Raw genomic sequence first — 3036 nt, forward strand, 5'->3', positions numbered from 1 at the left:
TGGTATTTGTGACCAATCCCTCGACGGCGAGGGGATTGGCAATCTGGCGTTCGACTTGGGTAATCATCCGCACGCATCTGATGGCTAGCTGGTTGCCCAGTGTTGTCATTGATGGTGTGAGACTCTCAAGCGCGAATAGAGCAATTAGTATCGGTTAGCTCCATGCGTTACCGCACTTCTACATCCGATCTATCAACGTCGTGGTCTCCGACGGCTCTATGAAATCTTATCTCGAGGGAGGCTTCCCGCTTAGATGCTTTCAGCGGTTATCCCGTCCATACATAGCTACCCAGCTGCGCTCCTGGCGGAACGACTGGTACACCAGAGGTATGTTCAACCCGGTCCTCTCGTACTAGGGTCAACTCCTCTCAAATTTCGACGCCCACGGCAGATAGGGACCAAACTGTCTCGCGACGTTCTGAACCCAGCTCACGTACCACTTTAATTGGCGAACAGCCAAACCCTTGGGACCTGCTCCAGCCCCAGGATGTGATGAGCCGACATCGAGGTGCCAAACAACCCCGTCGATATGAGCTCTTGGGGGTTATCAGCCTGTTATCCCCGGCGTACCTTTTATCCGTTGAGCGATGGCCCTTCCACGAGGGACCACCGGATCACTATGACCGACTTTCGTCTCTGCTCGACTTGTCAGTCTCGCAGTCAGGCGGGCTTATGCCATTGCACTCTAACAGACGGTTTCCGACCGTCCTGAGCCCACCATTGCGCGCCTCCGTTACTCTTTAGGAGGCGACCGCCCCAGTCAAACTACCCGCCACAGAGGGTCCCTGTTCCGGCTTACGGAACGAGGTTAGACATCAGAAACAAACAGGGTGGTATTTCACCTATGGCTCCACATCAGCTGGCGCCGATGCTTCAAAGCCTCCCACCTATGCTACACAGTTTCTTCCTAATGCCACTCTGAAGCTGCAGTAAAGGTGCACGGGGTCTTTCCGTCTAACCGCGGGTACTCCGCATCTTCACGGAGAATTCAATTTCGCTGAGCATGTCCTGGAGACAGTGGGGAAGTCGTTACGCCATTCGTGCAGGTCGGAACTTACCCGACAAGGAATTTCGCTACCTTAGGACCGTTATAGTTACGGCCGCCGTTTACCTGGGCTTCATTTCAGAGCTTGCACCCCTCCACTTAACCTTCAGGCACCGGGCAGGCGTCAGGCCCTATACGTCGTCTTGAAGCCGACTTAGCAGAGCCCTGTGTTTTTGCTAAACAGTCGCTACCCCCTGGCCTGTGCCCCCTCAAAGTGCTTGCGCATAGTGAGGGCCTCCTTCTTCCGAAGGTACGGAGGCAATTTGCCGAGTTCCTTCAGGACACTTCTCTCAAGCGCCTTGGTATACTCTACCTGACCACCTGTGTCGGTTTCGGGTACGGTCTATACGGTGGGGCTATTTCCTGGAACCATTTCGAAGCCATCCCAATCCGATAAGGGATGACAACACACATGATCCGTCACACACCACCAGGCCCACGAATATTAACGTGGTTCCCATCGACTACCCCCTTCGGGCTCGTCTTAGGGGCCGGCTCACCCTGCGCGGATTAGCCTTGCGCAGGAACCCTTGGTCTTTCGGCGAGAGGGCATCTCACCCTCTTTATCGCTACTCATGTCTGCATTCGCACTTCCGATACCTCCACGACCCATTACCAGATCGCTTCACAGGCTTACGGAACGCTCCGCTACCGCGTACCACATAAGTGGCACACCCTAAGCTTCGGCACGTATCTTGAGCCCCGTTACATCTTCGCCGCAGGACCTCTTGTTTAGACCAGTGAGCTGTTACGCTTTCTTTAAAGGATGGCTGCTTCTAAGCCAACCTCCTGGTTGTTTTGGAAGTCCCACATGCTTTCCCACTTAGATACGATTTGGGGGCCTTAGCTGTAGGTCAGGGCTGTTTCCCTTTTGACGACGGACCTTAGCACCCGCCGTCTGTCTCCCGCATATCACTCTTAGGTATTCGGAGTTTGGTTAGGTTTGGTAGATCTCGCGACCCCCTAGCCCATCCAGTGCTCTACCCCCTAAGGTGTTCGTGCGAGGCACTACCTCAATAGTTTTCGCGGAGAACCAGCTATTTCCCGGCTTGATTGGCCTTTCACCCCTAAACACAACTCATCCGGTAACTTTTCAACGTTAATCGGTTCGGACCTCCAGTGCATGTTACTGCACCTTCATCCTGGTCATGCCTAGATCGCCGGGTTTCGGGTCTAATACATCAAACTCTGGCGCCCTATTCAGACTCGCTTTCGCTGCGCCTACACCTATCGGCTTAAGCTTGCTTGATACATTAAGTCACAGACCCATTATGCAAGAGGTACGCTGTCAGGCCATAAAAGCCCTCCAACTGCTTGTAGGCAATCCGTTTCAGGTACTGTTTCACTCCCCTCATCGGGGTGCTTTTCACCTTTCCCTCACGGTACTAGTTCGCTATCGGTCACATACGAGTATTTAGGCTTGGAGGGTGGTCCCCCCATGTTCAGACAGAATTTCACGTGTTCCGCCCTACTCGAGTCCTGAATTCTCACTTTCGTATACGGGGCTGTCACCCGCTATGGCGTCACTTTCCAGAGACTTCTACTAGTTGAAATTCAGGCACTGGCCTGGTCCGCGTTCGCTCGCCACTACTAACGGAATCTCGGTTGATGTCTTTTCCTCCAGCTACTGAGATGTTTCAGTTCGCCGGGTTCGCTTCACGAAGCCTATGTATTCAGCTAAGTGATACCTAACCTAATTAACTTTACCCCAGCATTGCTGCTCAGGTAGAATTAATCGGGATAGGTGGGTTTCCCCATTCGGAAATCGTCGGGTCAAAGCTTGCTCACAGCTCACCGACGCTTATCGCAGCGTGCCACGTCCTTCATCGCCTGTATGTGCCAAGGCATCCACGAATTGCCCTTACCTCACGCTTGAGAGTCCACACCACCAACGACATCACTGGGTGCCTCCGAAGAGGTCACCAACTCGGCAGAGCAGTGCGCGTTGGCCTTTGTCAGGTGCGGATGATTATAATCTCAGCCAGATTATT

General features: G+C 53.4%; 1 rRNA gene. It reads right to left on the reverse strand.

What is annotated here, in order from left to right:
- Window positions 1–124: 124 nt before the first annotated feature.
- Window positions 125–2920, reverse strand: a 23S ribosomal RNA gene (locus U1707_RS18955).
- Between the last annotated feature and the right edge of the window lie 116 nt (window positions 2921–3036).

This window comes from Sphingomonas sandaracina (assembly GCF_036663695.1).
Lineage (GTDB): Bacteria > Pseudomonadota > Alphaproteobacteria > Sphingomonadales > Sphingomonadaceae > Sphingomonas.